The sequence below is a fragment of the Rhodococcus sp. NyZ502 genome (genome assembly GCF_041464245.1).
Classification (GTDB): domain Bacteria; phylum Actinomycetota; class Actinomycetes; order Mycobacteriales; family Mycobacteriaceae; genus Rhodococcus_F; species Rhodococcus_F qingshengii.
In genome coordinates, this window is sequence record NZ_CP167155.1 from 4559666 (window position 1) to 4583957 (window position 24292).

The window sequence follows — 24292 nt, forward strand, 5'->3', positions numbered from 1 at the left end:
ACCATGACTGTGCCTGCCTCACCCTCCCAGACCCCGCGCCCGGACTCCGCTGCCCCGGAAGGCGCGGAACGATCGCCGTTCTACATCACGACAGCGATCGCGTATCCCAACGGCGCTCCGCACATCGGCCACGCGTACGAGTACATCTCCTCGGACGCGCTCGCCCGCTTCAAGCGGTTGGACGGTCATGAAGTGTTCTTCATGACCGGCACCGACGAGCACGGTCTGAAGATGCAGCAGACAGCGATCAAAGAGGGCATCGACGTCCGCGAACTCGCGGCTCGGAACTCCGACGTGTTCCAGAACCTCGACAAGGTCCTGAACATCTCGTACGACCGCTTCATCCGCACCACCGACGCCGACCATCAGGTCGCCAGCAAGGCGATCTGGGAAAAGATGGCTGCATCGGGCGACATCTACCTCGACACGTACTCGGGGTGGTATTCGGTTCGTGACGAGGCCTTCTACACCGAAGCCGAGACCACGCTTCTGGACGACGGCACCCGTCAGTCGACGGAGACCGGCACTCCGGTGGAGTGGACCGAGGAGTCCAACTACACCTTCCGTCTCTCGGCCTACGAGGACCGTTTGCTTGCTCTGTACGAAGAGCATCCCGAGTTCATTGCCCCCGCGACTCGTCGCAACGAGATCGTCAGCTTCGTCAAGGGCGGCCTCAAGGACCTGTCGATCTCGCGCACCACGTTCGACTGGGGCGTCGAGGTTCCCGGAGACCCCGACCACGTCATGTACGTCTGGGTCGACGCCCTCACCAACTACCTGACCGGCGTGGGTTACCCGAACGTCGACTCGGCGGAGTTCGAGAAGTTCTGGCCCGCGAGCCTGCACATCATCGGCAAGGACATCACGCGTTTCCATACCGTGTACTGGCCGGCGTTCCTCATGTCTGCCGGCATCGAACTGCCAGAGCGGGTCTTCGTCCACGGGTTCTTGTACAACAAGGGCGAGAAGATGTCGAAGTCGGTCGGCAACGTCGTCGACCCCATCGCGATGGTCGATCAGTACGGCCTAGACGCGGTCCGCTTCTTCCTGCTCCGCGAGATCTCGTACGGCCAGGACGGCAGCTACAGCCACGAAGCAATCGTGACGCGTATGAATGCAGACCTGTCCAATGAACTGGGCAACCTCGCGCAGCGTTCACTGACGATGGTCGCGAAGAACTGCGATGCCCAGGTACCGACTCCCGGCGAGTTCACCGAGGACGACCTGGCGATGCTGGCGTCGGCGGATGCCCTGCTTGCCAAGTGCCGCAGCGAGTTCGACGTGCAGGCGCTGCATCTCGCACTGGAAGCCATCTGGGGCGTTCTCGGCGAGACCAACCGGTACTTCTCCAAGCAGGAACCGTGGGTTCTGCGCAAGACGGATCCGGCACGCATGGCGACGGTTCTGTACGTGACGCTCGAAGTGGTCCGTATCGTCGGGCTTCTCGTTCAGCCGGTGATGCCCGACGCGGCGTCACGCATCCTCGATCTGCTTGGCCAGAGCGAAGAGAACCGGCAGTTCGCCGACATTGCGGTTCGCATCGACGCGAACCGGAAACTGCCTGCTCCGGCGCCAGTTTTCCCCCGCTTCGTCGAGGAATGAGCTAAGCGAGAGTGCCGCACGTGGGGTCCGAAATATCCGCCTACCGGCGGATGTGTCGGACCCGACGTGCACACTCCAGCCATGACCACGAATAGAACATACATTCGAACCAGCGCTTCGGCGCAGACACTGCCATGGAACGGAGCACGGGTGTCCACTCAGGAGGTCAGCCCTCAATCCGTTTCCGCGGTGCGAGATCTCGTTTCCGAACTGTCCGCGGCGTACGACCGCGGATGGCAGCCGGCGGATCTGATTCACCTGGCGCGTCGAAGTAAAGAAGCGTCCGACGCCGATCTCGCCGCCACCACCATCCTGTTCGACGCGAAGGCGTCGCGCGCCTCCGATCGCGCTCCGCTCGAATGGGTGGGGCAGTTGCAGACGATCGGCGAGCAGTATCCGAAGTCTCGGCACATCGCTTCTCGAATCACCGTGGACGACGACGTTTTTCGCTCCCTCGCGGCCGGCCTTCTGTTCCAGGATCCCTACTTCCTCGTTTCGCAGATCGTCGACGTCGCGCGATCGTGGATGCGCCTACCTCAGTGGACGGTGTTGCTCGCGCCACCATCCACCTGGCCGTCGCAACGCACCGATACCAGCTATGCCGGCGTCGGCGATACCGAGGTCGACGCCAAGGTACTCAAGCGAATTCGTGGACTACTCGCCAAAGCGGAAGCAACCAACTTCGCGGAAGAAGCCGAGATTTTCACCGCGAAGGCCCAGGAGTTGATGACCCGGTACGCCATCGACTCCGCACTGCTCCACAGTCGCGCCGGGGTCACCGACACATCCGTCAATGCCCGACGCATTCACATCGAGAACCCGTACGTGAAGGAAAAGGTTCACCTCCTGACCGAGATCGGCGAATCGAATCGAGTCAGGACTGTCTGGTTCAGCGACATTGCACTCGCGACCGTCGTCGGCACTCCGGTCGACCTTCAGCAAGTCGACATGCTGTTCACTTCCCTGCTCGTACAGGCAACCCGTGCAATGCAATTCGCCGACTCGAGCAATCGTGGCGGCTCACGCACCACCTCGTTCCGCAAGGGATTCCTGGCCGGGTTCGCCAGCCGCATCGGACACCGCCTGCGTGACGCCGGCACCAAAGCCACCGCCGAAGCGGCCGACGCGGCATCGATGGACGTCGCGGATCTTCTGCCGATCCTCGCCACCACATCCGAGGCCGTCGACGCCGAATTCGATCGATTGTTCCCGACAACCCGTAAGACTCGCGGACGGTCCGTGGACGCCGAAGGCTGGCACGCCGGCCAGGCTGCAGCCGACGACGCCAACCTGCGTCCCGGCACACCCGCCGTGAACCGCTCCCGCTAGTCCTTGCGCGCAGCCAGGACCGTCTCGTACAACTCACGCTTGGAGACTCCGGCCGTTGCGACCAGAGCACACGCGTCCTTCAATCGTGCTCCCCCCTCGACCAGCCTTTCCACCTCGTCGACCAGATCGGCAGGATCAGATGCCACCAGCACTGCGCCTTCGAGCACCACCGTGATCTCACCGCGAACGCCCTCGGCGGCCCAAGCAGCTAACTCCCCGAGAGTGCCGCGCTTCACTTCCTCGTAGGTCTTGGTCAATTCCCGGCACACAGCCGCGCGGCGATTCGGCCCGAGCACTTCCACCGCATCTGCGAGGCAGTCGGCAAGGCGATGAGGCGCTTCGAAGAACACACACGCTCGCTGCTCGGTTGCCAAGGCAGAGAGCCACGTCTTGCGCTGCCCCTGCTTACGCGGCGGGAACCCGTCGAAGCAGAACCGCTCGACGGGCAATCCGGAGAGTGCCAGCGCCGTCGTCACCGCCGACGGACCGGGCAAGCACGTGACGGCGAGGTTCTCGGCTACGCAGGCGGCGACAAGGCGATATCCGGGATCGCTGACCGACGGCATGCCCGCGTCCGTGACCAGCAGGACGGTCTTGCCTTCGGCGACGTCGGCGACCAGCGCGGGCAGCCGGGAAATCTCGACCTGATCGTAGAAACTGACGATCTTCCCGGTGATGGTTACCTCGAGCGCGGACGCCAGAGACTTGGTGCGTCGTGTGTCCTCCGCAGCAACGACGTCGGCGGTTGCGAGAGCAGACCGAAGACGCGGAGACGCGTCACCGACATCTCCCATGGGTGTTGCGGCGAGTACCAAGCGACCAGTCATACCTGACAGCCTACGATTGCCAGGTGACTGTGCAGACGGACGAGCGGCCAACGCCCGCCACGAGCGATCGGGTAATGCGTAGTCCCGGCCCGCTGGTACCGGATCCTGATTTCGGCCCGACCGACAGATTGCGCGGCTGGATCGTCACCGCTTTCGTCACCGCTATCGCGGCGATCACACGCTTCACGATGCTCGCCTACCCGACCGACGCCGGCACACCTGTCTTCGACGAGAAGCACTACGTTCCGCAGGGCTGGCAAGTTCTGACCGGTGGCGGCATCGAAGACAATCCCGGTTACGGATTGGTGGTACACCCGCCCATCGGTAAGCAGATGATCGCGATCGGCGAAGCACTCTTCGGTTACAACGGTTGGGGGTGGCGATTCTCGTCGGCCCTGGTCGGGACACTGATGGTCTTGCTGATCATCCGGATCGTGCGCCGCATGACGCGCTCCACGCTGATCGGCGCGATTGCCGGAATCCTGCTCATCGTCGACGGCGTCACCTTCGTCTCCTCACGCCTGGGGATGCTCGACATCTTCCTGGCTTTCTTCGTCCTCGCTGCTCTCGGATGCCTGGTGGTCGATCGCGACCAAGTCCGCGAACGGATGGCGAAGGTATACGAAGAGGGCCGAATCGGCGACTCTGCCTGGGGTCCGCGGCTGGGTTTCCGGTGGTGGAGGTTCGGCGCCGGCATCCTGCTCGGCCTGGCCTGCGGAACCAAGTGGTCCGGCATGTACTTCATTCTGTTCTTCGGATTGCTCAGTGTTGCCTTCGACCTGTCAGCGCGCCGCGCCTACCGCGTGCAGCGCCCATGGGTCGGCACTGCAGTTCGCGACATCGGGCCGGCTCTGTATGCGTTGGTGATCATTCCGCTCGGTGTGTACCTCGCGAGCTACTGGGCCTGGTTCACCAGCGAGACCGGCGTCGACCGTCACGCCGTCGGTAACGAGATCGGTGAGGGCGGCACATGGAGCTTCATTCCCTCCGCGCTGCGCTCACTCTGGTACTACAGCGGCAACGTTCTCCAGTTCCACGCCGGTCTGACCAACTCCGCCGGAAACCACCACCCGTGGGAGTCGAAACCGTGGACGTGGCCGATGGGGCTACGACCGATGCTCTACTACTACGCCGACGGCGAGCAGGTCACCGGTTGCGGGGCCGCCAGCTGCGTCAAGGCCGTGATGCTGATCGGCACACCGGCGATGTGGTGGCTGGCCCTACCGATGTTGGCGTGGGCGATCTGGCAGACGTTCGTGCGCAGGGACTGGCGATACGCCGTGGTCCTGACGGGCTACGGTGCCGCTTACCTCCCGTGGTTCGCGACGCTCGACCGCCAGATGTACTACTTCTACGCAGTTGCACTCGCCCCGTTCATGGTCATGGGATTTGCGCTGGTCCTCGGCGATGTACTGGGCAAGGCGAGCGCGTCCGTCGAGCGTCGTACCACCGGACTTCTGGCAGTCAGTCTGTACATCGGTCTGGTCGTGGCCAACTTCGTCTACCTCTGGCCGATACTCACCGCCATGCCGATCACGCCGGAATCGTGGCAGAACCATCTGTGGTTGCCCAGCTGGAAATAACCGGACGACAAAGGGGCACCGAACCGCAGTTCGGTGCCCCTTCACAGTTCAAGTCCTACTCCGCTCAAGTCCTACTCCACTGACTTACCCACACGGCGTCCTCGGCGCGGGCGTAGGAGAGCACGTTTCTGCTCCTTCGCCGCAATGATGATCGGGTCGTGCGAAAGATCCTTGTACAGCGAGAAGCACAGTCCGATCATGACCAGCACGAACGGCGCCGCAGCGATGATCGTCATGGTCTGCAAGCCGTCGAGCGCTTCGGAACCACCGGTCCACAGCAGAAGCGCCGCGACGCCACCGGTCAACATGCCCCAGAACACCACGACCCAGCGACTCGGTTCGAGCGTTCCGCGCTGCGAGAGCGTCCCCATCACCATCGACGCAGCGTCGGCGCCGGAGACGAAGAACACTGCGACGAGCAGCATGACGAGGACAGTCGTCACTCCGGCCAACGGCAGATTGTCGAGCATGCCGAACAGTTGAGCCTCTTCCGAGCCTCGGCCGGACAAGCCGATTCCGTCGCGTTCCTCGCCGATGCCTGCGCCGCCGAAGATCGCGAACCAGAGCAAGCTGACAGTCGTGGGAACGGCGATGACGCCGACGATGAACTGGCGGATCGTGCGGCCGCGGCTGATGCGGGCCAGGAACATGCCGACGAACGGCGTCCACGACACCCACCATGCCCAGTAGAAGATCGTCCACGACGAAAGCCACGCGCCGGTTTCAGGATTCGACGATGCACCCGTGCGGGCCGACATCTGGGCGAGGTCGGAAACGTATGCACCAATGGTCGTCGGGAGCAGATTGAGAATCAGTACGGTCGGCCCGAGAACGAACACGAACAGGGCCAAGATCAGCGCGAGCACCATGTTGATGTTGGAGAGCCACTGAATTCCCTTGGCCACACCGGAAACTGCCGAAGCGACGAACGCCAGGGTCAGCACCGCAACGATGGCCACGAGCAGGAATACGCCGGCTTCTTCCATCCAGCCGACTACCTCGAAACCGGAGCCGATCTGAAGTGCGCCGAGCCCCAAAGATGCTGCGGTGCCGAAAAGCGTCGCAAAGATTGCCAGGATGTCGATGACCTTGCCGATCGGCCCTTCGGCTTTGCGACCGAGCAACGGGATGAAGGCCGAACTGAACAGTTGCTTGCGTCCTCGGCGATACGACCCGTACGCAATGGCAAGGCCCACAACGGCATACATCGCCCAAGGATGAAGACCCCAGTGAAACATGGTGGTAGCCATGGCAGTTCCGACGCCACCGTCGGTGCCGGGAGGCGGAGTCACGTAGTGCGCAAGCGGTTCCGCGACACCGAAGAACATCAGGCCGATGCCCATGCCGGCGCTGAACATCATGGCGATCCAGCTGACGGTTCGGAACTCGGGCTTCTCACCGTCTTTGCCCAGCGGAATGTCGCCGAATCGACTGACAGCGAGGTAGATGGAAAACAGCACGAAAGCCGAAGCTGCGAGTACGAAGAGCCAGCCGATGTTCGTCACCAACCAGCCGAGAACACTTCCGGTTACCGAGTTCAGGTTGTCGGGAGCTACGAGACCCCACACGACAATAGCCAGCACCGCTGCGGCCGCCACGGAAAACACCACGTAGTCGGTCCGAACGCCTACCCGAGTAAAGCCCGTCTCCGGGCGCTCTTCGTTGGCCCCGGAATCTTGTTCGGATCGATCAGATTTCGTCACCATAGATGACTACGTTCGTCACTTTGTGGGCCAAAAGCAAGCTGGAAGGCGGGCTCAACAGCCGTTGAACCCGCCTTCTCACCCCGATCAAGCTGGGGTTTTAACCCAACCGTTGCCCTTGCCGATCAATCCGTCGATGCTGATGCGTCCTGCGCCGATAACAGCGATCAAGAGCGAACCGACACCGAGTGCGACGACGAGTTCATAGCCGCCGTTGTCTATGAAGACGCCCTTGTCGGCGTGCACGATGAAGAACGCGCCGACCATGTCGAGGAACAGCAGTGCGCCGACGAGCGGGGTCAGCAGACCCGCGATGAGCAGGATGCCGCCACCGAGTTCGATGGATGCTGCCAGAACTGCAGAAATCTTGGGGAGCGGGGCGCCCATCCCTTCGAATGCGGCCTGCGTTCCGGCGATCTTGTAGGTGAAGAACTTCTGCCAACCGTGGGCGATGAAGATGATCCCGAGGCCGACACGGGCGATGAGGAGTCCGAGGTCACGAGCAATCGACGAATTCATGAGCCAAGACTGACAGCTTTAAGTTGAAGCGTCAACTTAATCAATGTGTCACGCACCTCTCAATGCCGACTCCACCATGGCGACGATCTCAGTGTCGGAGTACCCGAGCGAGCGGACCTTATGCGCAAACGCGGTCGCCGCCTGCTCCGCCTGCGCCTGCACCGGATCGGTCCCCGAAGCGATGAACGTCCCTTGCTTTCCCCTCGTCTCGATCACGCCCTGATCGCTGAGCGCGCGATAAGCCTTCGCGACGGTGTTGGCCGCCAATCCCAGCTCCGAGGCCAATGCACGCACCGTCGGGATCTTGGTTCCCGCAATCAATCCGCCGCCGTGAACCTGCTCGATAATCTGTTGCCGCAGTTGGTCGTACGGAGCTGTGGAGGAATCGTGTTCGATAGCGATCTTCATCGTCACCCTCGTCGTATCTTCTCGGTCACAGCATCTTCTCTCTCACAAACCCTCGATCGCTTCGCGGATCGTATGCGGGCCGGAGGTCAGAACCAATATCTTGCCGACACTGGACGGCGCGTCGATGAGCGCTTCGATCACTGCGGCGACATCTGCACGAGGCACAGAGCCTCGATCGACGGGTGGCTCTGCAAGAAGGACTTCACCGGTGGGGTCGTCGTCTGTCAGAAGGCCTGGCCGAAGAATCGTCCAATCCAGCGAAGTCCTTGTCTTCAGGTCTTCCTCTGCTGCAGTCTTCGCCCGCAGGTAGGCGGCAAAAACCTCGTCGGTGTTCTCCGGTATTTCGTCACCAGCACCCATGGCGCTGATCTGTATGAACCGACGCACTCCCGCTTTCTCGGCGGCATCGGCCAACAGCACCGCCGCAGCTCGGTCTACGGAGTCCTTCCGCTCGATCGAGCTACCAGGTCCGGCGCCCGCGGCGAAGACCGCGACGTCGGCACCGTCGAGTACCTTCGCAACTTCCTCGACCGTGGAGGATTCCAGATCGATCACCACGGGGAACGCGCCGAGTGTGCGGACCGCACCCTCGTGCGCGGAGTTGCGGATCAACGCTACCGGCCGATCACCATGTCCTGCCAGCAGGTACGTCAGGTGCTGCGCGATCTTGCCGTGCCCACCGGCAATGACCACGCGCCGTTCGTCCACACTTCGATGTTCCGTCATCGTTTTCTCCTCACAAGTCGGTACTTCAAGTGCAGCGCGCCGGAGGTGTCCGTTGTTCCCCTGTTTGTCCCACGAGTTCGGACACAGAGGCAGAATGACGGACATGGCATCTGCAACCATCTTCCACAATCAACGGTGCAACACGTCGCGGACTGTTCTCGGACTTATCCGCGACGCCGGCATCGAACCGACCATTGTGAAGTACCTCGATACTCCGCCTACCCGATCCGAGCTGGAAAAACTCCTCGCCGACGCCGGCCTCGAGCCCAGCCAAGCCGTTCGCAAGCGCGAAACGCAGTACAAGGAACTCGGGCTCGCCGATGCATCCGAATCCGAGATCCTCGACGCGATGATCGAGCACCCGATTCTGATCGAACGCCCGTTCGTGGTCACCGACAAAGGCACCGTCCTCGCGCGGCCTGCAGCCAAGGTGGAAGAAATTCTCTGACAGCGTCGACGGCTTACAGCGGATCGCGGGCGATCGGGCAGGACATGCACCGAGGACCACCTCGGCCGGACCCCAGTTCCGAACCCGCGATTCGCAAAACCTCGATACCCGAGGCCTCCAGCCTGGCGTTCGTTTCGACGTTGCGCTCGTAAGCGACGACGACGCCAGGCTCGACGGCGAGGGTGTTGTTTCCGTCGTCCCACTGCTCACGCTCGGCAGTCACCGTGTCGAGTCCGGTGTCGATCACACGCAGTTTTCCGATTCCCATGGCGTCGGCCGCCGCTTCGAGGAACGGCGTCGCACCGCGAATACTCACCCCGTCGTCTTCCTTGCGCAGAGTGAACGCCGCCAGGGTGTCCTGAATGGCCGGATACATGACGACCGCGTCGGCCTCGACCATGGTGCAGACCGTGTCGAGATGCATCGACGCTCGGCGTTGCTCGATCGGAACAACCAACACCGTGTGGGCGAGGCCGTCGTCGAACACGCTACGCGCCAATGCTTCTGCTCCGGCGGGTGACGTACGTTCACCGACACCGATTGCGATCACCCCCGGCGCGAGAAGCAGCACGTCACCTCCCTCGACAGGAGCCGTGTGCGACTCGTACGCGCGGCGCACGCCTTTGAATCGAGGGTGATGCGCGTAGACGAGATCCGTTATCGAGGATTCGCGAGCTCGCGCTGACAACGCCAAGGACGTGATGATGACCCGTGGCCCGACCCAGAACGACGAATCACGGGTGAAGAGCAAGTTGGGCAACGGGTCGATCACGAAGTCACCGCCGTGATGCATCCTGCGCACCAACGAGGTCGAGTCGGCATCGATCGGCAATTCGTCGAACGTCATTCCTGCAGTAAGGATCGACGAAAGCTCCTTCGGCTCCACCTTTCGCAGGTAGGCGGCCAGGTGTTGCCCGAGCGCGTGGCCGATCTTGCGTGCGTCGACGGCGGCCGCGATTCCCTGGATCCTCGCTGCGCCACTGACCTCGAGCGCCTCGGTGAGGAGATCGGACAAAAGCAGTACCTCGACGCCGCGCTCACGAAGGACGGTCGCAAACTGATCGTGTTCTTCCTGCGCGCGGTCCACCCACGGCAACGCGTCGAACAGCAGCTCGTCGTTGTTGCGCGGAGTCAATCGTTTCAACTCGTCGCCAGGACGATGAAGAATGACCGATCGCAATCGGCCCACCTCGGAATCGACACCGAGGGGGACGGAGCCAGAAGCGTTCATGAGTGAACACTAATCCCGTAGGCCCCACCCAGCAGGGATAAGCAGCTGTCGTACCGGCCCGCGTAACGTCTGATCCGACGCAGGCGAGAGGACCAGGCAATGAGTAGTACGGATCAGGCGGCGCTGAACGGCGCCGGAATCGAGAGGTTCACCGGGCGCTGGGTCGGCGCTGGAGCCGGACATTTCCCCACCATCGACGACTTCGAGTACTCCGAGGAGATCGAGTTCGCGCCCACCCCGAAACCGTTTCTCACCTACTCGTCGCGCACTCGTGGGCTCCCCGACGGACGACCGCTTCACATGGAATCGGGATACCTGCGCCCAACACCGGGTGGTGAGCTCGAATTGCTGGTCAGCCAGCCCACCGGATTCGTCGAGATCCATCGCGGCACCCTCGACTCCGAAGGCACTCTCGCCTTGACCCGTCTCACGCTCGCAGCATCACCCGACGCAAAACCGGTTCACGACGTTCGGCGAGTCATGCGCGTTCAGGGCGACACGCTGACATACGACCTGTGGATGGCGCACGGCGACACCCCGCTGACGCATCATCTCCACGCCACCCTCCACCGCGCGACGGACCGGTAGTCGCCATGGAGATGCCGTCGTGGAAGGCAAAGGAACTCACGCCCGGCCAGCTCTCCGAGCGCAGCGGTGTCGCCGTCTCGGCCCTGCATTTCTACGAACGAGAAGGCCTCATCGTCAGTCGCCGGACCAGCGGAAACCAGCGCCGATACCAACGAGACACGCTTCGACGCGTCGCCTTCATCAGAATCTCGCAACGCGTCGGCATTCCGCTGTCGGAAATCAGAGAGGCCCTCGGCACACTTCCTGAAGGCCGTACCCCGAACCGCGCAGATTGGGAAAGATTGTCGACCGGGTGGCGGCGCCACCTCGATCTACGCATCGAGCAACTGGAACGTCTACGGGACAACCTCACCGGTTGCATCGGTTGCGGGTGCCTCTCGTTGGAGGGGTGCGCCCTCGCCAACCCGCACGATCAACTCGCATCCGCCGGCCCGGGTGCGCGCGTTCTGGAAGTAGATTTCGGTGCAGGCTCAGGCGAGAAATGACTCGACGGCGTCCCGATCGCGCCCCAGCAAGTCCTCGACGGTCTTCTTCAGCAACTTCTCGATCTGGCCGCCGATGATCGGCATCTTCACCTCAGCCGTTCCGTCGACGACCAACCGCGTGCAGGACTCGGCGGCGGTGAGATCGAGCGTCGTCTCGATTCGGATCGGCAGTCCCCGCGCGATTCCGGTGACCGACCCTGCTGCACGCCCGTCTGACAGAGGTCCCCACCGATCGACCCGTTTCAGACCGAGCCGACTCGGCGCAACCTTGGCGACCAGGCTCGGGAGGGAGGCGGAGTCGATTTCCTCGGACACGGATACTTCGATCGATCCGTCTCGAACTTCGATGTCCGAGGTGGCATAAAGGTCTCCGAGTCTGCCTTTCCAATAATTCGGGTCGGTCAAAGTTCGATGCACGTCGTCGATCGGATATTTGAATTCGATATCGAAGTGAAAACTCTTCGGCATGACTTTGGTCCCTATTCGACTAGATAAAAGTCCCGGCGGAGTTAACGCTCATCGCTTGAGCAATTTACTGAACTGGTCGTTCGCTTTTTGCATCACGAACTCGTAAGGCAGGGCGAATTTGCGCGCCCACCAGTATCCGAATCGGATGTCATTGGACGTATATAAGAGGTACGTATTCTTCTCGATTCCCCGCAGAATGCACGACGCCACCTTCTCCGGGGAGACAGCACGCGCCTCGAACCGGTGCGTGAGTTTTTCGACCCGCGGGTCGTTCCTGTCGATACCCGCTATTTCCACGGTTCCCACCAATGGCGTCTTCACCCCACCCGGCACAACCAGACTGACCCCGATTCCGTGCCGCTTCAGATCGAATCGCAGCACCTCGGACACCCCGCGAAGGCCGAACTTGCTCGCACTGTAGGCGGCGTGCCACGGCAGGGCCAAAAGTCCGGCAGCCGAAGACACGTTGACCAGGTGTCCACCCTTGCCGGCACGAATCATGGGTGGAACAAACGTCTCCATGACATGGATCGGCCCCATCAGGTTGACGTCCACCATGGACTTCCAATGCCGATGTTCGAGGTTCTCGATAGTTCCCCACGCTGAAATGCCGGCGATATTCATGACGACATCCATCGAAGAAAATTGAGTGTGAATCTCGGTACCGAATTTCACGACCTCGTCGTAGTCCGAGATATCGAGCGCCTTCGCCATGCTGACCGTGCCGCCGCCGGCGCCGACCATCGCGACCGTCTCTTCCAATCCGACGCTGTTGATATCGGTGAGAAACAATTCGGCGCCGACCTCTGATGCACGCAGCGCAGTTGCACGTCCAATTCCACTACCGGCACCGGTGATCAGGCATTTCTTGCCGTCGAGCGACCTTACAGACATGGATGAACACTCCCCCGCACTCGTACTGTGGACATGCGGGAAAGTCTACGCACGCACGGTGCGGCCGCCCTGAAACACGCAAGACGACCAGCGGGGCACGGCCGTACTCCGCGCAAACACCGCACAGAGACGACCGCAGCGAGCACTAGAGACGCTGCATCATCTGCTCTTGATAGCCCTTGACCGTACGGTCGAGTTCTTCCGCCGCTACATCGTCCCCACGCTTGCGTGCGTCGTGGGCTCGATCCTGAATTTCACGGATTGCGCGGCGCAATTCATCATCGCTCATCGTGTGTTTCATGTCACAATTCTGCACCCACTCGGAGGGTTTAGCTAGCACAGATCGCAATCCGGCAAACCGTTCAAGGTTCAACCCCGAGGTGATCCGCATGACATCGCAACCAGCCACCCTGATCGCGACCCCAAACCTTCAAACATCGCTTGAACTGCAGTTTTTCAATCGAAATAGTTGTGAAAAACCAGGCTAACGCATAGCTAATATCGCCAAAACGGGTAAAAGGTTTGATATTGGGCAGATTGGCCAAGTACTGGAAGGTTCGAATAGCGCAGTCGTAGCTGCACATTTCCGTGTGGCGGAAACTCAATGTGCGCTGAGACATAGCTGAGCACTCATTGGCCGGACGAATCGAATCTCGGACACATTTGACAACTAGTCTACTAAACAGACTACGGTGAGCTACCGATCGGTTATCCGCGTGATACCGTAGGATTCACTGAACGGACAATTGCTAGCTAGAGAGGATTACGGGGCGGTTCACAATGGCTGACTTTGCAGAACGATTGAACAAACTGTTCGACAGTGTTCATCCTCCGGGGCGCAAACCCCATACCAACGCCGAGGTTGCGGCAGCGCTCATCGAAGACGGCCATCAGATCTCCAAGCCGTACATCTCGCAGCTCCGCTCGGGACAGCGCACCAACCCCTCAGACGAGACAGTCGCAGCCTTCGCCCGGTTCTTCAAGGTGAAGCCCGACTACTTCTTCAACGACATCTACGCAGCCAAGATCGATCACGATCTCGAACTGCTCTCACAGCTCCAAGGCTACGGGCTTCGCCGCCTCTCGAGCCGTGCATTCGACCTCTCGGAAGAATCGCAGAATCTACTCACCACGATGGCTGAAAAGCTCCGCGCGAGTGAAGGTTTGCCAGAGGTTCCGCCTGACGCGTCACGCTGATGTGAACGTGCTGAAGCACTGACTCGATCTCGAGCACTGCAATGACATGGAGTAGGTCGACTACGAACGTCGACCTACTTTTGTCGTTTCATCGAGTTCTTTCGCCAACAACAACACCCATCGGCGCGCCGACATCTTCTCAGGAGGCGCAATCCACCTGGTGTCCAACACATCCGAGGCCAAGGGATCGGCGATCCACCCCGCCAAAATCCCCGCGTGTGCAGTGACGGCCCGCGGCGGTTCCTGACCACCGACGTCGAACATCCCGGCGCCGGACTGGATGTACATCGCATCCATGATCTGCGCGATCATGTCCGATGCCCGCAGCACAGACGTACTCCCGGCGCTGTCCGCGTCGACTACCTCGGGGAATCGCTTGACGAGAAGCGCGTGCATCCGCCGCAGCCGGTACAGATCTCGTCGCGCACGTAACCAGGTCTCGAGAAGCACCCACGTGATGCCCAGCGCAATCAGAACACTCGAGGCAGCGATGAACCACACCCCTGCGCCCGTCCAGATATCCGATTCGAGTGCGCCGGTGCCACCGATCGATTCGACAAGCATCACGACGACCACGACGAGCAGGATCGACGAACCGGTCACGATCAACGCGATTCCGCGCCCCAACGGCGCCCACGCAACGTGCCGTAGCCCCGTCGAAATGACAAGGGACAGAGCGACGATGATAAAGATCAGAGCCGGCGCCGGGTAGCCGAAGAGAACCGCGATCGCCACCAGGAGCCCCACCGAGTACAGCACGGTGGCGAGGCCGCGCATAGCCGGACGTGACATCACCGGCCACGCAGACACGGCGCCGACTGCACTGGCCGCAGACAACGCTGTCCACAAGACGATGACGATCATCGCGGCGGCATGCTGCTCCGGCGCAATGCGATCGACGATGTCCCATACCGCAGGCACCATGACCGTCGACGACAATGCGACCGAGAAGCCGGCGAAGACCATCGACATTCGCAACGGCGTCGCGGTGCGCGCGACAACTCGACCCAGTCTCGCGCCGGCTGCAACCCAGACGAGAAGGGCCACAGCCCAAAAGATCATCCGATCGCCTCGTCGTACCGCAACACCGACAGCGGTGTCCCACGGCCACTCATCGTTCGCAGACGCATGATCAACATCGACGCAAACGTCTCGGCTTCCCACTCCGCGATGTCGTCCATCGGCACGGGTTCGTTGCGCCGCAGAGAACGTTGACTCAACATGTAGGCGATCAAATCGTCACTGACCTCGAGCGTCGCCTCGGCGATCTCGGCACCCTCGTGGCGAAACACTATGTGCCCCAACTCATGTGCCAGAGTCCGCTCGACATTGGGTAGTCCGGGAGCCAAAACGATGACGTCGTGGTCGTCGTAGGCCCGGCGCTGACCGCACACTCCGGTGGCGAGAGGGGTTTCCAGATCGATCTCGATCGGGCGCCCACGCTCGCGGGCGACTGTCTGCACCACCGTCAGCAGTGACACTGCCTCCGACGACGCTGCTGCGTCGCATACGGCATCCACCGCGGCCAGAACGCGGCGATGTGAACGTCTGTCCGGCACGACTCACGCACCTCCCTGTGATCCGGGTGCCAGGAATTCGGCACGCGCGGCAGCCAATCGTGCCTTCTGCAGCGATGCTCCGCGGAAAGTCAGTGCTCCCGCACCGGCCGCTACCACTGCCATTCCGCCTACACCGCCGGCGACGGCGGCGGCGTTGAGAATCGGCGGAAGCCCTTGAGTGAACGCCGTCGGAAATGCCTGCGGGTTGTCAGTCGGAGCCGCGACGTTCGGAACGTTCGACGGTACCTGCGGAGCTACGGGTGCGGGTGCGGCCAGAACCTCGGGTGCGGAAGGGGCTGCGACTGCGCCCGGCGCAGCGTTTGCCGGTCCACCGGCAGAGGGTGCAGGCGCTCCGCCGCCCGCTGACGGTCCCTGCGGATCAGACGGTCCAGCCGGCGGAGCCGCTACCGCGGACGACTGCTCGGAACTCGGCTGCGATTCGGAAGGAGACTGTGTCTCGGAGGGTGCTTGGCTCGAAGGACTCTCGGTCTGCGAAGTTGCGTTGGTCGCGGGGGAAGCGCTGCTGCTCGGACGTTGCGACGCCGAAGGGTTGGTCGTGGGCTCAGTCGTCGTCGGCTCAGTCGTCGTCGGCTCAGTCGTCGTCGGCTCAGTCGTCGTGGTCGGCTCAGTCGTCGTGGTCGGCTCAGTCGTCGTGGTCGGCTCAGTCGTCGTGGTCGGCTCAGTCGTCGTCGGCTCAGTCGTCGTGGTCGTCGGCTCAGTCGTGGTCGTCGGCTCAGTCGTGGTCGTCGGCTCAGTCGTCGTCGGCTCAGTCGTCGTCGGCTCAGTCGTCGTCGGCTCAGTCGTGGTCGGCTCAGTCGTCGTGGTCGGTGTCGGAATTACGGTCGTGCCGCAGTTGTGACGGTGACAATGCCAGCCATAGTTGCCGTTGCCGTTGTTGCCGCCACCGTTGCCGTTGTTGCCGCCACCGTTGCCGTTGTTGCCGCCACCGTTGTTATTGCCACCGTTGTTGCCGTAATTGCCGTTTCCATTGCCGTTGTTGCCACCACCGCTGTTGCCGCCAGGTTGGGCGGCGACGATGGCGGGGAAGACCGATACGGCAAGGACGCCGATACCCATCAGGCACATCACAGCAACAAGCATCATCGCTAGCCGTCGTGGCTGGCTCATCGACATTCCTCCCCGACACATACGTCCGACCTGCGGAAAACTGCGGCAGACTCACCGTGCCTATCGCACCGGACACACCCTCGTTACATTTCCGGCAAACATGTATCCGCCCAAGGATCATCCCTCACTTGGAAGCTCAACGGTCCGGATCAGCGGTCGCAATCGTATGAAACGGCGCACACTCAGATCGAATCTTCGCAATTCGGGCAGGCCCTGAAAATGCAGGAAAGGGTCGTTCAACTTTCGTTGAAAGACCCTTTTCGCTGGTACTTCTTGGTGGAGCTGAGGGGAATCGAACCCCTGACCTCTTCGATGCGAACGAAGCGCGCTACCAACTGCGCCACAGCCCCGTGCCACCGCCTCAGCGGTGCTCGGCAACTCTAACAGGAACGAATACTCCCGTTGGAATCACCCGACACGAACTTTCGGCCCGACAAGATCGGCCCAGAAGATCACTGACCGGACGCGCGACGCATCTCGGTGTGCCTGATCTCTTCTTCGTAGTGATCCAGGTGATCGAACACCGGATCTTCGTCGTCGACCTCGAGGACAACCGCTCCTGGCCGACGCAGTCGCGCCGGAATCAGGCGAAGCTCTTCGTCGGTGTGCGATTCGACTCCGAGTCGCGATCGGTTGAGGCGTTCGGTACGACGGCGGCGAATCTCTTGCTCGATCCGAACCTGCCGACGCAAGTACGCCATGTACCCGCCGAGGCCGCACACGGTCAGCGCAAACAACCACCACACCATCGGCGAGATGATCAATGCGAGAGCGCCCGAGAGAATCGCGACGAACGCAAGTCCCAGCAATGTCCGCTGACGGAATGCATACCGCGCCTCCCGGGCGATGGCATCCGCTTCGGGGTCGAATCCGCCTCGGCCGCGCCGAACCGGAACAAATTCTCCGACCGGTGCACGACCGCCGGCGTAGTCGTCTTCTGCGTGAGTGTCCATCTGGTCCTCCGCGTCGTAGCTGCTGCGCACTGGTTCTGGTTGCCAGTTCGGATCGCTTCGATGTCCTGCTGCCGGCCCGCGCTGAACAGGGTTGCTGTCGCCGCGGTGGAGTACTCGAGTCGCGAGTGCCGCGTCACTCGTCTGCCGGATCCTGGGGCGCTTGTTGACAAGCATCGGCACCAGGACGAACAGCCACACGGCCACCAGCCCGATCCACACGAATGAGCTAGGCATGCCGCGGCCTCCTCCCGATCACCTACCAGCACCTATGCCAGCCGTTGACGAGTCAAGGTTAACGGCCGACGCCCTCGCATCGTTGCCGACGCGCCGAACCCCACCATACTCATGTGTCACACGCGTACCGAACTGAACTTCCGGTTCAGTCCCAAAAGTCTCAAGTTCTGGTTGAATCAAAAACCACATTTTCCCGCCCGAAAGTAGGACTACTCAGCGGTAACTGCTGTTTAGCTCGCGTTTCTCACGCTTCTGGCGCCGTCTTCGTCACACCCACGAAGCACGTCCGGACCGCACCAATCTGTCGACGACGGTGGTGGGTACTTCCTCGATGGTCATTCCGACCAGAAGATGATCACGCCATTGGCCGTCGACATCGAGGTAGCGCTTGAGAAGACCTTCCTCCCGGAACCCAACGTTTCGTAGGACTGCGCGACTCGACGCGTTCTCCGGCCGAACAGTGGCCTCCACTCGATGCAGACCGACCTTCGAGAATGCGTGATCGAGTGTGAGTGCAACGGCAGCTGTGGCTACGCCCCCACCGGTCACGTGCGAGGCGACCCAATAGCCCACCCAGGCGGACCGCAGAGCGCCGCGCACCACATTTCCGATGGTGACCTGCCCGCAGTACTTCCCGTCGAGTTCGATCACCAGGGGAAGGATCCTGCCCTTGCGCGCTTCGGAGCGAAGGTTTCCGCACAGGGACGGCCAGACGGTGATGTGGTGGCGAGCATCCCAGGGCGATTCTCCGGTGGGCTCCCACGGCTCGAGGTGCTCGCGATCGCGAATGCGGAGACGACTCCACACAGCAGCGTCACGGAGCTTCACGGGGCGGACGGTCACCACTCCCGCGGGCACTCGCAGCGGGCCGAGATCTTCCGGCCATCCTGGATGGACTGACATCACACCCCACTCGGGTCGGCGTTACCCACGTTGGGCGAGAAAAGCTACGTCGACTTCTTCACCGATGTGCACTTCGGTGACGTCTCGATCGACCAGAACCAAGCAATTGGCTTCCGCCAAGGTCGCGAGGAGATGTGAGGACGCACCGGGCGCACCCCCGAGGGCCTGCACCAGGTACTCCCCTGTCGCTTCGTCACGCATCAGCTGACCACGCAGAAAACCCTTGCGATCGGCAATCGACGTGATCGTTCCCACTGTCCGCGCCTTCACTACTCGCCGCATCGGCTGGCGGCGTCCGAGCGCGATTCTGATCAGCGGGCGAACCATGACTTCGAATACCACCAGTGCGCTGACCGGGTTGGACGGTAGGAGAAAGGTCGGAACCTCGTCCCTTCCCAGCTTTCCGAAGCCTTGCACCGATCCCGGATGCATGGCAACGCGCTCCACCTCGAGTGTCCCCAGGTCGGCAAGCGCCTCACGAACCTCGTCGGACGCTCCGCCGCCCACGGCACCGGCGATGACAACGATTTCCGAGCGAATCAGCTGTCCCTCGACTACTTCGCGAAGACGACGAGAGTCGTTGCCTGCGATTCCCACACGGTTGACGTCGGCGCCGGCATCGCGCGCTGCGGCGGCGAGGGCATACGAATTGACGTCGTAAACCTGACCAGGCCCCGGCGTGCGATCCACGTCGACGAGTTCTCCACCGACGCTGATGACGGAGAGGCGCGGACGGGGATGGACGAGTACTTTGTCGCGGCCGACCGCGGCGAGCAACCCGACCTGTGCGGCTCCGATGATGGTGCCTGCCCGAACGGCCACGTCGCCCGGCTGGACGTCGTCGCCTGCACGGCGAACGTAATCGCCCGAACGCACCGGCTCGAAGATCCGAACGCGAGCGCGACCACCGTCGGTGTTCTCGAGCGGAAGAACTGCGTCGGCCAGCGTGGGCAAAGGCGCGCCGGTGTCGACTCGGACGGCCTGGCGAGGTTGCAAGCGGATCGGTTGGCGTGAGCCCGCCGTCACCTCACCGACCACCGGCAAGCTGAGGTCGGTAGGCTCGCCGTCCTCGCCTCGGAGGTCGGCTCCGGCGCCGGCGACATCGACACTGCGAACCGCGTAACCGTCGATGGCAGCTTGATCGAATCCCGGCAATGGGCGTTCGGTCACCACTTCCTCGGCACACAGCAGTCCCTGCGCCTCCGAGATGGCGACCCGAACCGGACGGGGTGCCACTGCAGCAGCGGTAACCCTGGTCTGCTGCTCCTCAACCGACCGCATCTGGTCCGCGTCCTCCTGTGTCTGGAAATTCGGTGATATCCGTCAGCTCATGATGCCTTGCCGCCGAAAAGGGACAAGCACATTGATACTGCGTTATCGGGCGATCAACCACCGTGGCGACACGCTCAGCGGTCGAGCCGATCCGCGAGCCACTTACGCAAGGACGGGCCGTAATCGTCACTGTCGAGCGCCAGGTCCACCGAAGCGCGGAGGTACCCGCCGGGGTTGCCCAGGTCATGACGCGTTCCGCGGTGCACCACCACGTGAACCGGATGGCCCTCGGAAATCAGGAGAGCGATGGCGTCGGTGAGTTGCAACTCACCGCCGGCTCCCGGCTCGATGCGACGAAGTGCGTCGAAGATCGCACGATCGAGCAGATAGCGACCTGCAGCGGCAAAGGTCGACGGCGCGTCTTCCACAGCCGGCTTCTCGACCATGCCGACGACCTTGAGGACGTCGGGATTGACCGCGTCGGGAACGATCTCGACGTCGAAGACGCCGTAAGCGCTGACTGCGTCTTTCGGGACGTCGATTGCACAGAGAACGGATCCGCCGCGCTTGGCCCGAACTCGCGCCATGATCTCCAGGACGCCACGCGGTAGTACGAGATCATCGGGCAGAAGGACCGCGATGGCATCTTCGTCGTCGTCGAGAACCGACTCGACGCAACCGACTGCATGCCCGAGGCCGAGGGGCTGCTCCTGAATCACGGAGTCGACTTCGAGCAAACCCGGCGCTTTGCGCACCTTCGCCAGGGCAGCGAGTTTTCCGCTTGCTTCCAGCTTGCTTTCGAGCACGAGATCCTCGACGAAGTGGGCAACCACGCCGTCTTTGCCCGGGGACGTCACGATGACGAGCCGCTCGGCTCCCGAGTCCGCAGCTTCACCTGCCACCAGTTCGATACCCGGTGTGTCCACGACCGGCAGCAATTCTTTCGGAACCGTCTTGGTGGCAGGCAGGAAACGCGTACCAAGTCCGGCTGCGGGAACCACGGCCGTACGGAAGGCCCTCGTGCTGCTAGCGACAACGTCTGTCATGCCAACACCTTAGCCGCCGCTTGTTACCGCTCGGTCAGCACGACGAATATCGTTGCGGGGTGACACCTCAGACAAAAGCACAATGGCGACAAATCACACTCGCAGCACGTGATGCAGTCTCCGAGCACACTCGAAACACGGAAACTGCGGCGTTGATCACGCACATACGTTCAGTGATTGTCGACGGCTCGGTCGTCTGTGCGTACGTCCCCACCCGCACCGAACCAGGATCCACCGATTTGCTCGACGCCGTTGCCGAGATCGCTCAGCGTGTACTACTTCCGATCACCGGGGAGCCGGGACCGTTGTCCTGGGTCGAGTACAGCGGCGCGGACGGTTTGCGCCCCGCGAAGTACGGCATTCGAGAGCCTGTCGGACCCGTCCTACCACCGGAAACCCTGTCCGACGTGGAATGCATGCTTGTCCCTGCTCTCGCGGTGGATCTTCGCGGAACACGCCTCGGCCGTGGCGCAGGCTTCTACGACCGGACGCTCGGGTCGGTCGGACCACAGACTCGGCTCGTGGCAATTGTCAGAGACTCCGAACTCGTCGAGGCCTTGCCTGCCGACGACCACGACATTCCCATGGGCTGGGCATTGACGCCAAGCGGCGGTCTCACGCCGCTCCAAGGCGATTGATCTGCGGGAATAGATCCCTGATTAGCGCTGTTGGCACTGTCACTTGTAGAGTGCTAAAGGCTGCGGTGTAAATACGCGGCTGCTCGAACATCACAGTGCGGAGGAAGCCCGGTGCCCACCTACTCATACGCATGTACGGAATGTGACAACCGTTTCGACATCGTCCAGTCCTTCAGCGAAGATTCGCTGACGGTCTGCCCAGCTTGCTCAGGCAAGCTCCGCAAGCTGTTCAACTCTGTTGGCATCGTGTTCAAGGGCAGCGGCTTCTACCGCACCGACAGCCGCGGCGGCTCCGGGACTGCGAGCGAGCCCGCCAAGAGTGATTCGGCACCCGCTACGGAGTCCGAGTCCAAGTCGGACTCCTCGTCGACATCGAGTTCGTCGACCAGCACGCCGGCGCCCGCAAAGGCTGCCGCGAGCTGATTTCCACAACCTCCGGGTTGTCCACAGGTTCACATTGTCAGGGCCGGAAGCACCGCTTCCGGCCCTAACGTGCATGAATGCCGTCAGCACGTTCTCGCTCGCCGAGGCGCTCCGATCCACTGCGCGCCCAACTCGATCTCAGCCCGAGCACCTTCGATCGCGTCGTCGAACTGACACGGGGCACACGATTCCGCACGGCGACAGTCCGTAAGATCGCAGCCGTTGTCCTCGCCACACTCGGCGTTGTTCTCTTCTTTCGAGGCGATCCCGCGACCGATACGGTCGCCGTAGTTGTCTCGAGCCGCGATCTCACTCCGGGGCAGGTGATTGCGGATTCGGATGTCGAGATGCGAGAGATCGACTCGAAACAACTTCCCGAAGGAGTTGTCTCCGACACCGACCTGGTGGTCGGAAGAACCGTTGCCGGCCCGATTCGCTCCGGAGAAACCGTCACCGACGTGCGCGTTCTCAGCCCACGGCTGGCCGGGTTGTCGGTAGGAACCGACGACGCCCGCATCGTCCCCGTCCGATTGGCCGATGCGGCCGTCGCGGACATGTTGCGCAGCGGGGACGTCGTCGACGTCCTGACCGTCGGCCCTGACACATCCCGCCCAGACACACCCCACCCCGACACACCCAACGAATCAATTGCCGACAAGGCCCCACAAATTCTTGCGGCAGGAGCGGTAGTCGCTTTGGTCACCACGTCGGAAAGTACACGTAACCAGCAGGAACAGGTGATTTTGCTGGCCCTGCCGACACCAGCAGCCAACGTCGTAGCCGCGGCATCTCTGTCCAATGCGATCACCGTGACATTCCGCTGACCGCACAAAGCGTCCGAAGCTCCTCTAGGATTTTTCCAGTCGGTTCGGTATCAACGGACCATCTGGCACTTGCCATCGGAGACTCGAGGGGACACCGACATGCTCAAGGGATTCAAGGACTTCCTGCTTCGCGGAAACGTGCTCGACCTGGCCGTCGCGGTTGTCGTCGGCGCAGCCTTCACCGCCATCGTCACGGCATTCACCAGCAACATCATCAACCCACTCATCGCAGCTATCGGCGGATCCGACGAATTGGGCTGGGGAAAGGAGATCATTGCCGGTAATTCCGAAACCTTCGTGAATATCGGTGCTGTGGTCACCGCGATCATCAACTTCATCATCATCGCAGCGGTCGTCTACTTCGTGCTGATCGTCCCTGCGAATGCGGCGAAGAAGAAGTTCGTCTCCGAGCCCGAGGACAAGGAAGCCAGCGAAACCGATCTGCTCATCCAGATCCGCGACATCCTCTCGGCCAATGCCGGTGGCGCCGACACGGGAGCGCACGCCAAGACTCTCGAATAGGCAGTGCTCACAGAACAAATCAGGCCCTCGGACAATTGTCCGGGGGCCTGATTTACTTCTCAACCCCCGTGGTGCGGGGGCCGCTGACTGCGCAGCCAGTCGTCGTCCGAGGACCGCGAGGATCCTTCGGGACCCCGCTCGTCCGACGTCGTCTCGGGAAAGACGTCCCCGAAGATGCGCGCCAGGCGCTTCTTGTCGACTGACGGCTTCTTCGGGGTATCTGGTTGCTCCGACAAACTGTCTCAGCCCTCGAGGCTGGAGAGCTCGGCGATCACGTGACTCGCCAAAGCCGTCAGGGTTGCCATGCCGTCGCGAATTGCCGGCCTGGTCGACGCCAGATTGGCGACCACGGTGCTTCCCGAAACTCCGACGAGGCCGCGGGACAAGCCTGCTTCGAGCGATCCGGCCGAAAGACCGGAAGCACGAAGTGCTTCGGCAATTCCCGGGATCTCGCGATCGAGAACCTCAGCGGTCACGTCAGGAGTGACGTCACGCGGGGATACCCCGGTACCGCCGACCGAGATGACGAGGTCGACGCCACCGATGACTGCGGTGTTGAGAGCGTTGCGGATCTCCACTTCGTCGGCGGCGACGGCGACCGTCGCATCGACGAGAAAACCCGCTTCGTTCAGCAGTTCCGTGACCAGTGGACCGATGGAGTCGGTGTTGTCGCCGTGGGCTGTGCGATCGTCGACGATGACGACCAGAGCGCGGCCGGCCGATGTGGCTTCGAGTTCCATGACTCCTACCGTAGTGTCCGATCCCGACGCCGTTGCGATCTG

General features: G+C 62.1%; 30 protein-coding genes and 1 tRNA gene. 13 read left to right on the forward strand and 18 right to left on the reverse strand.

What is annotated here, in order from left to right:
* The first annotated feature begins 3 nt into the window (after positions 1–3).
* Positions 4–1602 (forward strand): methionine--tRNA ligase, encoded by a 1599-nt coding sequence (gene metG, locus ACBG85_RS20805; RefSeq protein WP_003946248.1) that lies wholly within the window; start codon positions 4–6, stop codon positions 1600–1602.
* An 81-nt stretch (positions 1603–1683) separates the two neighbouring features.
* Complete coding sequence (locus ACBG85_RS20810; RefSeq protein ID WP_232329897.1) at positions 1684–2931, forward strand: DUF2786 domain-containing protein; 1248 nt, start codon at positions 1684–1686, stop codon at positions 2929–2931.
* On the opposite strand, the gene rsmI is transcribed toward ACBG85_RS20810, so the two are convergent.
* Positions 2928–3758, reverse strand: coding sequence for a 16S rRNA (cytidine(1402)-2'-O)-methyltransferase (gene rsmI / locus ACBG85_RS20815; RefSeq protein WP_003946264.1), 831 nt, complete (start codon positions 3756–3758; stop codon positions 2928–2930). The genes ACBG85_RS20810 and rsmI overlap by 4 nt on opposite strands.
* Positions 3759–3832: 74 nt before the next feature.
* Between rsmI and ACBG85_RS20820 the strand changes: the two genes are divergently transcribed.
* Entirely contained in the window at positions 3833–5341 is a 1509-nt protein-coding gene (locus ACBG85_RS20820; RefSeq protein ID WP_003946230.1) for a dolichyl-phosphate-mannose--protein mannosyltransferase, read from the forward strand.
* Positions 5342–5412: 71 nt separating this feature from the next.
* On the opposite strand, the gene ACBG85_RS20825 is transcribed toward ACBG85_RS20820, so the two are convergent.
* The 4 genes from ACBG85_RS20825 to ACBG85_RS20840 form a co-directional block, all read right to left on the reverse strand.
* Positions 5413–7047 carry a BCCT family transporter gene (locus ACBG85_RS20825; protein WP_003946258.1) on the reverse strand — a complete coding sequence of 545 codons (1635 nt, stop codon included), beginning with the start codon at positions 7045–7047 and terminating at the stop codon, positions 5413–5415.
* An 84-nt stretch (positions 7048–7131) separates the two neighbouring features.
* On the reverse strand, positions 7132–7563 hold the full coding sequence (locus ACBG85_RS20830; protein WP_003946228.1) for a DoxX family protein: 432 nt from the start codon (positions 7561–7563) through the stop codon (positions 7132–7134).
* Positions 7564–7611: 48 nt separating this feature from the next.
* Complete coding sequence (locus ACBG85_RS20835) at positions 7612–7971, reverse strand: GntR family transcriptional regulator (protein WP_003946225.1); 360 nt, start codon at positions 7969–7971, stop codon at positions 7612–7614.
* A gap of 42 nt (positions 7972–8013) precedes the next feature.
* Positions 8014–8697 (reverse strand): SDR family oxidoreductase, encoded by a 684-nt coding sequence (locus tag ACBG85_RS20840; protein ID WP_003946268.1) that lies wholly within the window; start codon positions 8695–8697, stop codon positions 8014–8016.
* Between the two features lie 94 nt (positions 8698–8791).
* Between ACBG85_RS20840 and arsC the strand changes: the two genes are divergently transcribed.
* On the forward strand, positions 8792–9145 hold the full coding sequence (gene arsC / locus ACBG85_RS20845) for an arsenate reductase (glutaredoxin) (protein WP_003946209.1): 354 nt from the start codon (positions 8792–8794) through the stop codon (positions 9143–9145).
* Positions 9146–9158: 13 nt separating this feature from the next.
* Here the strand turns inward: arsC and arcA are convergent, their stop codons facing one another.
* Positions 9159–10376 carry an arginine deiminase gene (gene arcA / locus ACBG85_RS20850; RefSeq protein ID WP_003946210.1) on the reverse strand — a complete coding sequence of 406 codons (1218 nt, stop codon included), beginning with the start codon at positions 10374–10376 and terminating at the stop codon, positions 9159–9161.
* A gap of 99 nt (positions 10377–10475) precedes the next feature.
* On the opposite strand from arcA, the gene ACBG85_RS20855 reads away from it, so the two are divergent.
* Both ACBG85_RS20855 and soxR read left to right on the forward strand, forming a co-directional pair.
* Positions 10476–10964 (forward strand): FABP family protein, encoded by a 489-nt coding sequence (locus tag ACBG85_RS20855; RefSeq protein ID WP_003946270.1) that lies wholly within the window; start codon positions 10476–10478, stop codon positions 10962–10964.
* A 5-nt stretch (positions 10965–10969) separates the two neighbouring features.
* Complete coding sequence (soxR, locus tag ACBG85_RS20860; RefSeq protein WP_003946250.1) at positions 10970–11449, forward strand: redox-sensitive transcriptional activator SoxR; 480 nt, start codon at positions 10970–10972, stop codon at positions 11447–11449.
* Here the strand turns inward: soxR and ACBG85_RS20865 are convergent.
* The 3 genes from ACBG85_RS20865 to ACBG85_RS20875 form a co-directional block, all read right to left on the reverse strand.
* Positions 11435–11917, reverse strand: coding sequence for a DUF2505 domain-containing protein (locus tag ACBG85_RS20865; protein WP_030536322.1), 483 nt, complete (start codon positions 11915–11917; stop codon positions 11435–11437). The genes soxR and ACBG85_RS20865 overlap by 15 nt on opposite strands.
* A 48-nt stretch (positions 11918–11965) precedes the next feature.
* Positions 11966–12811, reverse strand: coding sequence for an SDR family oxidoreductase (locus tag ACBG85_RS20870; protein ID WP_234551789.1), 846 nt, complete (start codon positions 12809–12811; stop codon positions 11966–11968).
* Between the two features lie 145 nt (positions 12812–12956).
* Positions 12957–13112: a hypothetical protein gene (locus tag ACBG85_RS20875; protein WP_003946253.1), complete on the reverse strand. Its 156-nt coding sequence runs from the start codon at positions 13110–13112 to the stop codon at positions 12957–12959.
* A 479-nt stretch (positions 13113–13591) separates the two neighbouring features.
* Here ACBG85_RS20875 and ACBG85_RS20880 point away from each other — a divergent pair, with 479 nt between their 5' ends.
* Complete coding sequence (locus ACBG85_RS20880) at positions 13592–14008, forward strand: helix-turn-helix domain-containing protein (protein ID WP_003946231.1); 417 nt, start codon at positions 13592–13594, stop codon at positions 14006–14008.
* A gap of 60 nt (positions 14009–14068) precedes the next feature.
* Here the strand turns inward: ACBG85_RS20880 and ACBG85_RS20885 are convergent, their stop codons facing one another.
* The gene (locus ACBG85_RS20885) at positions 14069–15070 is read right to left on the reverse strand and encodes a hypothetical protein (RefSeq protein ID WP_003946245.1); all 1002 of its coding nucleotides are present in this window, start codon (positions 15068–15070) and stop codon (positions 14069–14071) included.
* Positions 15067–15567, reverse strand: coding sequence for an ImmA/IrrE family metallo-endopeptidase (locus ACBG85_RS20890; protein WP_003946241.1), 501 nt, complete (start codon positions 15565–15567; stop codon positions 15067–15069). The genes ACBG85_RS20885 and ACBG85_RS20890 overlap by 4 nt, the downstream gene beginning before the upstream one ends.
* A 178-nt stretch (positions 15568–15745) precedes the next feature.
* Between ACBG85_RS20890 and ACBG85_RS20895 the strand changes: the two genes are divergently transcribed.
* Together ACBG85_RS20895 and ACBG85_RS20900 are read left to right on the forward strand one after the other, a co-directional pair.
* Positions 15746–16426 (forward strand): hypothetical protein, encoded by a 681-nt coding sequence (locus ACBG85_RS20895; RefSeq protein ID WP_372024653.1) that lies wholly within the window; start codon positions 15746–15748, stop codon positions 16424–16426.
* Positions 16427–16428: 2 nt separating this feature from the next.
* Positions 16429–16677 carry a hypothetical protein gene (locus tag ACBG85_RS20900; RefSeq protein WP_372024656.1) on the forward strand — a complete coding sequence of 83 codons (249 nt, stop codon included), beginning with the start codon at positions 16429–16431 and terminating at the stop codon, positions 16675–16677.
* Positions 16678–16969: 292 nt separating this feature from the next.
* Here the strand turns inward: ACBG85_RS20900 and ACBG85_RS20905 are convergent.
* The 5 genes from ACBG85_RS20905 to ACBG85_RS20925 form a co-directional block, all read right to left on the reverse strand.
* Positions 16970–17045: transfer RNA gene (locus tag ACBG85_RS20905), tRNA-Ala, on the reverse strand.
* Between the two features lie 102 nt (positions 17046–17147).
* Positions 17148–17882, reverse strand: a complete 735-nt coding sequence (gene glpR / locus ACBG85_RS20910) for a gephyrin-like molybdotransferase receptor GlpR (RefSeq protein ID WP_007727521.1) — start codon at positions 17880–17882, stop codon at positions 17148–17150.
* A gap of 267 nt (positions 17883–18149) precedes the next feature.
* The gene (locus tag ACBG85_RS20915) at positions 18150–18785 is read right to left on the reverse strand and encodes a GNAT family N-acetyltransferase (RefSeq protein WP_007727523.1); all 636 of its coding nucleotides are present in this window, start codon (positions 18783–18785) and stop codon (positions 18150–18152) included.
* 21 nt (positions 18786–18806) lie between these two features.
* Positions 18807–20066, reverse strand: coding sequence for a gephyrin-like molybdotransferase Glp (gene glp, locus ACBG85_RS20920; RefSeq protein ID WP_003946353.1), 1260 nt, complete (start codon positions 20064–20066; stop codon positions 18807–18809).
* Positions 20067–20191: 125 nt separating this feature from the next.
* On the reverse strand, positions 20192–21103 hold the full coding sequence (locus tag ACBG85_RS20925; RefSeq protein ID WP_003946415.1) for a UTP--glucose-1-phosphate uridylyltransferase: 912 nt from the start codon (positions 21101–21103) through the stop codon (positions 20192–20194).
* A gap of 59 nt (positions 21104–21162) precedes the next feature.
* On the opposite strand from ACBG85_RS20925, the gene ACBG85_RS20930 reads away from it, so the two are divergent.
* The 4 genes from ACBG85_RS20930 to mscL all read left to right on the forward strand — a co-directional run bounded on the left by ACBG85_RS20930 (position 21163) and on the right by mscL (position 23510).
* On the forward strand, positions 21163–21741 hold the full coding sequence (locus ACBG85_RS20930; protein WP_064074033.1) for a 5-formyltetrahydrofolate cyclo-ligase: 579 nt from the start codon (positions 21163–21165) through the stop codon (positions 21739–21741).
* 111 nt (positions 21742–21852) lie between these two features.
* Positions 21853–22164, forward strand: a complete 312-nt coding sequence (locus ACBG85_RS20935; RefSeq protein ID WP_372024662.1) for an FmdB family zinc ribbon protein — start codon at positions 21853–21855, stop codon at positions 22162–22164.
* Positions 22165–22241: 77 nt separating this feature from the next.
* Positions 22242–22988 (forward strand): SAF domain-containing protein, encoded by a 747-nt coding sequence (locus ACBG85_RS20940; RefSeq protein ID WP_064687538.1) that lies wholly within the window; start codon positions 22242–22244, stop codon positions 22986–22988.
* Positions 22989–23087: 99 nt separating this feature from the next.
* Positions 23088–23510: a large conductance mechanosensitive channel protein MscL gene (mscL, locus tag ACBG85_RS20945; protein WP_007727535.1), complete on the forward strand. Its 423-nt coding sequence runs from the start codon at positions 23088–23090 to the stop codon at positions 23508–23510.
* Between the two features lie 59 nt (positions 23511–23569).
* Here mscL and ACBG85_RS20950 read toward each other — a convergent pair whose 3' ends face one another.
* Both ACBG85_RS20950 and ACBG85_RS20955 read right to left on the reverse strand, forming a co-directional pair.
* On the reverse strand, positions 23570–23746 hold the full coding sequence (locus tag ACBG85_RS20950) for a hypothetical protein (RefSeq protein WP_003946347.1): 177 nt from the start codon (positions 23744–23746) through the stop codon (positions 23570–23572).
* A gap of 6 nt (positions 23747–23752) precedes the next feature.
* Positions 23753–24250, reverse strand: a complete 498-nt coding sequence (locus tag ACBG85_RS20955) for a molybdenum cofactor biosynthesis protein B (protein WP_176720912.1) — start codon at positions 24248–24250, stop codon at positions 23753–23755.
* Positions 24251–24292: the final 42 nt, after the last annotated feature.

What these genes read in the sequence shown, in the direction of transcription:
- metG (WP_003946248.1), top strand. Translation starts at nt 4, where the DNA reads ATGACTGTGCCTGCCTCACCCTCCCAGACCCCGCGCCCGGACTCCGCT.
- ACBG85_RS20810 (WP_232329897.1), top strand. Translation starts at nt 1,684, where the DNA reads ATGACCACGAATAGAACATACATTCGAACCAGCGCTTCGGCGCAGACA.
- rsmI (WP_003946264.1), bottom strand. Translation starts at nt 3,758, where the DNA reads ATGACTGGTCGCTTGGTACTCGCCGCAACACCCATGGGAGATGTCGGT.
- ACBG85_RS20820 (WP_003946230.1), top strand. Translation starts at nt 3,833, where the DNA reads ATGCGTAGTCCCGGCCCGCTGGTACCGGATCCTGATTTCGGCCCGACC.
- ACBG85_RS20825 (WP_003946258.1), bottom strand. Translation starts at nt 7,047, where the DNA reads ATGGTGACGAAATCTGATCGATCCGAACAAGATTCCGGGGCCAACGAA.
- ACBG85_RS20830 (WP_003946228.1), bottom strand. Translation starts at nt 7,563, where the DNA reads ATGAATTCGTCGATTGCTCGTGACCTCGGACTCCTCATCGCCCGTGTC.
- ACBG85_RS20835 (WP_003946225.1), bottom strand. Translation starts at nt 7,971, where the DNA reads ATGAAGATCGCTATCGAACACGATTCCTCCACAGCTCCGTACGACCAA.
- ACBG85_RS20840 (WP_003946268.1), bottom strand. Translation starts at nt 8,697, where the DNA reads ATGACGGAACATCGAAGTGTGGACGAACGGCGCGTGGTCATTGCCGGT.
- arsC (WP_003946209.1), top strand. Translation starts at nt 8,792, where the DNA reads ATGACGGACATGGCATCTGCAACCATCTTCCACAATCAACGGTGCAAC.
- arcA (WP_003946210.1), bottom strand. Translation starts at nt 10,376, where the DNA reads ATGAACGCTTCTGGCTCCGTCCCCCTCGGTGTCGATTCCGAGGTGGGC.
- ACBG85_RS20855 (WP_003946270.1), top strand. Translation starts at nt 10,476, where the DNA reads ATGAGTAGTACGGATCAGGCGGCGCTGAACGGCGCCGGAATCGAGAGG.
- soxR (WP_003946250.1), top strand. Translation starts at nt 10,970, where the DNA reads ATGGAGATGCCGTCGTGGAAGGCAAAGGAACTCACGCCCGGCCAGCTC.
- ACBG85_RS20865 (WP_030536322.1), bottom strand. Translation starts at nt 11,917, where the DNA reads ATGCCGAAGAGTTTTCACTTCGATATCGAATTCAAATATCCGATCGAC.
- ACBG85_RS20870 (WP_234551789.1), bottom strand. Translation starts at nt 12,811, where the DNA reads ATGTCTGTAAGGTCGCTCGACGGCAAGAAATGCCTGATCACCGGTGCC.
- ACBG85_RS20875 (WP_003946253.1), bottom strand. Translation starts at nt 13,112, where the DNA reads ATGAAACACACGATGAGCGATGATGAATTGCGCCGCGCAATCCGTGAA.
- ACBG85_RS20880 (WP_003946231.1), top strand. Translation starts at nt 13,592, where the DNA reads ATGGCTGACTTTGCAGAACGATTGAACAAACTGTTCGACAGTGTTCAT.
- ACBG85_RS20885 (WP_003946245.1), bottom strand. Translation starts at nt 15,070, where the DNA reads ATGATCTTTTGGGCTGTGGCCCTTCTCGTCTGGGTTGCAGCCGGCGCG.
- glpR (WP_007727521.1), bottom strand. Translation starts at nt 17,882, where the DNA reads ATGCCTAGCTCATTCGTGTGGATCGGGCTGGTGGCCGTGTGGCTGTTC.
- ACBG85_RS20915 (WP_007727523.1), bottom strand. Translation starts at nt 18,785, where the DNA reads ATGTCAGTCCATCCAGGATGGCCGGAAGATCTCGGCCCGCTGCGAGTG.
- glp (WP_003946353.1), bottom strand. Translation starts at nt 20,066, where the DNA reads ATGCGGTCGGTTGAGGAGCAGCAGACCAGGGTTACCGCTGCTGCAGTG.
- ACBG85_RS20925 (WP_003946415.1), bottom strand. Translation starts at nt 21,103, where the DNA reads ATGACAGACGTTGTCGCTAGCAGCACGAGGGCCTTCCGTACGGCCGTG.
- ACBG85_RS20940 (WP_064687538.1), top strand. Translation starts at nt 22,242, where the DNA reads ATGCCGTCAGCACGTTCTCGCTCGCCGAGGCGCTCCGATCCACTGCGC.
- mscL (WP_007727535.1), top strand. Translation starts at nt 23,088, where the DNA reads ATGCTCAAGGGATTCAAGGACTTCCTGCTTCGCGGAAACGTGCTCGAC.
- ACBG85_RS20955 (WP_176720912.1), bottom strand. Translation starts at nt 24,250, where the DNA reads ATGGAACTCGAAGCCACATCGGCCGGCCGCGCTCTGGTCGTCATCGTC.